The sequence below is a fragment of the Actinoallomurus acaciae genome (assembly GCF_042429965.1).
In the GTDB taxonomy this organism is placed as follows: domain Bacteria; phylum Actinomycetota; class Actinomycetes; order Streptosporangiales; family Streptosporangiaceae; genus Actinoallomurus; species Actinoallomurus acaciae.
On record NZ_JBHLZP010000614.1, the window covers coordinates 1 to 4,440 of the forward strand.

Annotated in this window: 5 protein-coding genes; 3 read left to right on the forward strand and 2 right to left on the reverse strand. The window is 72.8% G+C overall.

All coding sequences use genetic code 11. The features are described 5' to 3' along the window. On the reverse strand, positions 1 to 496 hold a 496-nt coding region (locus ACFFNX_RS43300; RefSeq protein WP_378212071.1), incomplete at its 3' end, for a protoporphyrinogen/coproporphyrinogen oxidase. Between the two features lie 142 nt (positions 497 to 638). Between ACFFNX_RS43300 and ACFFNX_RS43305 the strand changes: the two genes are divergently transcribed. Next, positions 639 to 1,490: a DUF4349 domain-containing protein gene (locus tag ACFFNX_RS43305; RefSeq protein ID WP_378212072.1), complete on the forward strand. Its 852-nt coding sequence runs from the start codon at positions 639 to 641 to the stop codon at positions 1,488 to 1,490. A 9-nt stretch (positions 1,491 to 1,499) separates the two neighbouring features. Here the strand turns inward: ACFFNX_RS43305 and hemE are convergent, their stop codons facing one another. Continuing rightward, a complete protein-coding gene (hemE, locus tag ACFFNX_RS43310) occupies positions 1,500 to 2,522 on the reverse strand; it encodes a uroporphyrinogen decarboxylase (RefSeq protein ID WP_378212075.1) in 1,023 nt (340 codons plus the stop codon). A 539-nt stretch (positions 2,523 to 3,061) separates the two neighbouring features. Between hemE and ACFFNX_RS43315 the strand changes: the two genes are divergently transcribed. Both ACFFNX_RS43315 and ACFFNX_RS43320 read left to right on the forward strand, forming a co-directional pair. Further along, positions 3,062 to 3,640: a DUF3000 domain-containing protein gene (locus ACFFNX_RS43315; protein ID WP_378212073.1), complete on the forward strand. Its 579-nt coding sequence runs from the start codon at positions 3,062 to 3,064 to the stop codon at positions 3,638 to 3,640. Between the two features lie 17 nt (positions 3,641 to 3,657). Next, positions 3,658 to 4,440 (forward strand): HRDC domain-containing protein (locus tag ACFFNX_RS43320; RefSeq protein WP_378212074.1); only part of this gene is annotated, 783 nt, incomplete at its 3' end.

Below are 4,440 nucleotides of genomic sequence, written 5' to 3' on the forward strand. Positions count from 1 at the left end.
CGACCAGGCGGTCCACCACCTCGGCGCCCATCCGCGCGCCGATCAGCCCGGCGACGGACACGTCCTCGCCGCGCGGAGTGGCGGGGCGCACGAGGTCGAGCGGGACGCGGGCCATCCCGGCGGCCGACAGCACGCCGGAGCGGGCCAGCGCGACCAGGTCGGCGGGGACGCCCATGATGTGCCCGGACGGCATGTCGTGGAGCGCGCCGCGGCTCCAGATCGCCGAGGAGGTCGTCCCGGGGAAGGCCAGCTGGTCGCCGATGCCCAGTTCGCGGACGAGCTCCATCCCCTCGGGCCGCCGCGCGAGCATCGCCTCGGCGCCTTCGTCCACCGCCAGGCCGGCGATGTCGCTGACGCGGAGCTTGCCGCCGACGTCGACGGCCCCCTCGAGGAGGGTGACGCGGGCTCCGCTCCGGGCGGCGTGGTAAGCGGCGGTCAGCCCGGCGATCCCGCCGCCGACGACGGCGACATGGGCACGAATCGGCGCATCGGTCATGGTTCCACGATCCCAGAACCCCCGCGCGACCGGCACACCACCCGCCCGTGGCCGAGGTGCCGTGACCGGGGCGCGTCGTCATCGTGATCCGATCGCGACGGCCGGCCGCGAACGGTGACGTACGTCACGGCGTCCCAGTCACATGAGACCGTTCATCGTCGTATCGGCCGCCGCGCTGGTCCTCCTCACGGCCTGCTCCGGCGGCGGCAACGGAGCATCCTCCGGTGCGGGCGGCCACGCCGCGGTCGCGCGCGCACCGAGCAAGGAGGCCGACGGCGCGAGTCGGGCCCAGAACGTACGCCTCGCGCCCGCCCAGGCCATCATCTACACCGCCGACCTCACGATGCGGTCCGGCGACGTCACCGGCGCCGCGGGCCGGGCGAAGAGCGCGGTCACCGCCGCGGGCGGCTACGTCGGCAACGAGAGCGCGACCGAGAACCCCGGCTCGCGCCCGTCGGCCACGATCACCTTCAAGATCCCATCGGCGCGGTACCAGGGCGTGCTGGACCAGCTCGCGTCCTCACGCATCGGCACTCGGGTCTCGCTGCGGCAGCAGGCCGACGACGCGACCCAGGAGGTCGCCGACGTCGACAGCCGGGTCAAGTCGGCCAAGGCGACCCTGGCGTCGTTCCGGAAGCTGCTCGGCAAGGCCTCCGACATCGACGACATCGTGCGGCTGGAACAGGAGATCGCCGGCCGGGAGTCCGATCTTGAGGCCCTGCAGGCACGCCAGAGGTCGCTGGCCGCCCAGACCGGCTACGCCACCGTGACGCTGCGGCTGGAGGGCACGACGCCGACGCGCCGCGACCATCACCGGTCGACGGGCTTCTCGGGCGGCGTGTCGTCGGGCTGGCACGCGTTCACGGTGTTCGTGAAGGGACTGGCGATCGTGGTCGGCTGGCTCCTGCCGTTCCTGGGCCTCGCCGCGCTGATCGGCCTGCCGGCCCGGTGGCTGTGGCGCCGCCGCCGCTCCTCCCGGTCGAGCGCCGCCTGACCACAGGCCTCAGGGCGCTTCGGCGTGGACCGCGGACTCCTCGTGGACGAGGTCGGCGAGGCGGGCCAGCACGCCCGGGTCGGTCGACGGGAGGACGCCGTGGCCCAGGTTGAACACGTGGCCCTCCGCCGTACGGCCCTGGGCGAGGACCTCGCGGGCGCGTTCGGCGGCGACCTCCCACGGGGCGAGCAGGATGGCCGGGTCGAGGTTGCCCTGCAGGGCCTTGCCGGCGTCGACGCGGCGTACGGCCTCGTCGAGCGGGACCCGCCAGTCGACGCCGACCACGTCCGCGCCCGCCTCTCCCATCAGCCCCAGGAGCTCGCCCGTGCCGACGCCGAAGTGGATCCGCGGCACGCCGTACGGCTCCAGCGCGGCGAAGATCTTCTCGCTGTGCGGCAGCACGGACCGGCGGTAGTCGGCCGGTGCCACGCCGCCGACCCACGAGTCGAACAGCTGGACCGCCCGCGCGCCCGCCTCGACCTGCACCTTCAGGTAGGTGATCGCGATGTCGGCCAGGCGGTCGAGCAGCCGTGCCCACAGCTCCGGCTCGCCGTACATCATCGCCTTGGTGCGCTCGTGGTTCTTCGACGGGCCGCCCTCGATGAGGTAGGAGGCCAGGGTGAACGGCCCGCCGGCGAAGCCGATCAGCGGGATGTCGCCCAGCTCGGCGTTGAGGGAGCTCACGGCCTCGGTGACGTACGGCACGTCGTCCGGCCACAGCGGGCGCAGGCGGCCGACCGCGGCGGCGTCGCGGATCGGGTCGGCGATCACCGGGCCGACGCCCGGCTTGATGTCCAGGTCGACGCCGATCGCCTTGAGCGGCACCACGATGTCGCTGAAGAAGATGGCCGCGTCCACCGCGTAGCGGCGCAGCGGCTGCATCGTGATCTCCACGATCAGATCGGGGATCGCGCACGCCTCCAGCATCGGGACGGCGCCGCGCGCCTCGCGGTACTCCGGCAGCGAGCGGCCGGCCTGCCGCATGAACCACACCGGCGTGTGCGGCACCGGCAGACGGCGGCACGCGTTCAGGAACGGCCCGTCGCGACGGGCGGCCGGGAGGTGCGCACGGCCGTTGTCCGGGGTGGCGCCGGGCCGCGGAGCGGCGCCGTTCTGGGGGTTCTCGACGTCGGGCACACTTGGATGGTCCCACGAAACATCGCAGGCCGGGCCGGTACCCCCAAGTCCGCACGGCGACAAGGGCCGCACGTCCGTTATGAGAATCTTCGGGACACGCCGAGCGACATCCCGCGATCGTGCCGGACGTCATGCGAGCGTGTGAACGCTCCACCCCGAAGCCGAGTTTGAGGGAGGCTGTCAGCGGATGACCCTCACCCGTCATTGTTCCGTCTGTGATGACGACCGCGTCTTCGAGCAGCCGCCGTGCGCCGATGGTCACGGCGCCGACTGCCCCGATCTCATGTGCTCGGTGTGCGGCATGGCGATCGTGGTCGGCGATGCCCCCGAGATTCCGGTGATCATACGGTCCCAGGCCGCCTAGGACAGCCCCGAACCATGCGTCCCTCTCTCCCCACCGAGGACATGCGTCCGGCGGATCGTCCGGTGGACCGATGACCGCCCGGGACGCGCGTGCGCCGGAGCCGTTCCGGCGAGCCGTCGAGACCATGCGCGCGTTCGTCGAGGCGGAGCCGGCCCGCTCGGAGCTCGTGGTCGAGGACATGCCGGCGCCGCAGCGCCTGGCGCCGTACGCCGCCGCGATCATGGCGACCGTCTACCGCGAGGACGACAGCGAGCTGGGCGTCGGCCGGCTCATCCTGCTGTACGACCCCGAGGGCCAGCGCGGCTGGCACGGCGACTTCCGCGTGGTCGCCTACGTCCGCGCCGACCTGGAGCCGGAGATCGCGGCCGATCCACTGATCGGCCCGGTCGGCTGGAGCTGGCTGACGGAGGCGCTCGACCAGCACCGCGCGGGATACAAGGCCGCCTCCGGGACGATCACCCGGGCGGTCTCCGAAAGCTTCGGCGACAAGAACGACGACCCCGAGACCACCGAGCTCGAGCTGCGCGCGTCCTGGTCACCGACCGACGAGAACATGTCCGGGCATATCAATGCCTGGTGTGATGTTCTGTGTCTTGCGGCTGGTTTGCCGCCCGCAGGGGTGACCTCCCTGCCTGGTTCAGGTGTTTGACGACGTACGGTAGGCGCGTGGGATTGTCGGAAGCAGAAGTAGTACCTCTCCTCGAACCCAGGGAAGGAATTCCCCCGGTCTGCGAGACCTCCGAGGCCCTGGCGGCCGCGGTCGAGCGGCTCGCCGGCGGTGACGGCCCGGTCGCGGTCGACGCCGAGCGCGCCTCGGGCTACCGCTATGGTCAGCGCGCCTATCTGGTGCAGCTCCGCCGTAAGGGCTCCGGAACGTTCCTCCTCGACCCCGTGCCCTGTTCGGACCTGTCCGCGCTGAACACCGCGCTCGCCGGCACCGAGATGGTGCTCCACGCCGCCACCCAGGACCTGCCGTGCCTTTCGGAGCTCGGCCTGGTGCCGGACCTGCTGTTCGACACCGAGCTGGCCGGCCGGCTGCTCGGCTACCCCCGCGTGGGGCTGGGCACCATGGTCGAGACCGTGCTGGGCTTCACCCTGGAGAAGGGCCACTCGGCCGCCGACTGGTCCACCCGCCCGCTGCCCGCCGACTGGCTGCGGTACGCCGCGCTCGACGTCGAGCTCCTCGTCGAGCTCCGCGACGCGCTGCGCGCCGAGCTGGACGAGGCGGGCAAGCTCGCGTGGGCCGAGGAGGAGTTCGCCTCGATCCTGGCCGCGCCGCCCAAGGAGCCCCGGCAGGACCCCTGGCGCCGCACCTCCGGCATCCACCGGCTGCGCACCCGCCGCGGCCTCGCGGTCGTACGGGAGCTGTGGACGACACGCGACCGGATCGCCCGCGAGCGCGACCTGTCCCCCGGGCGCGTCCTGCGCGACGCGGCCATCGTCGAGGCC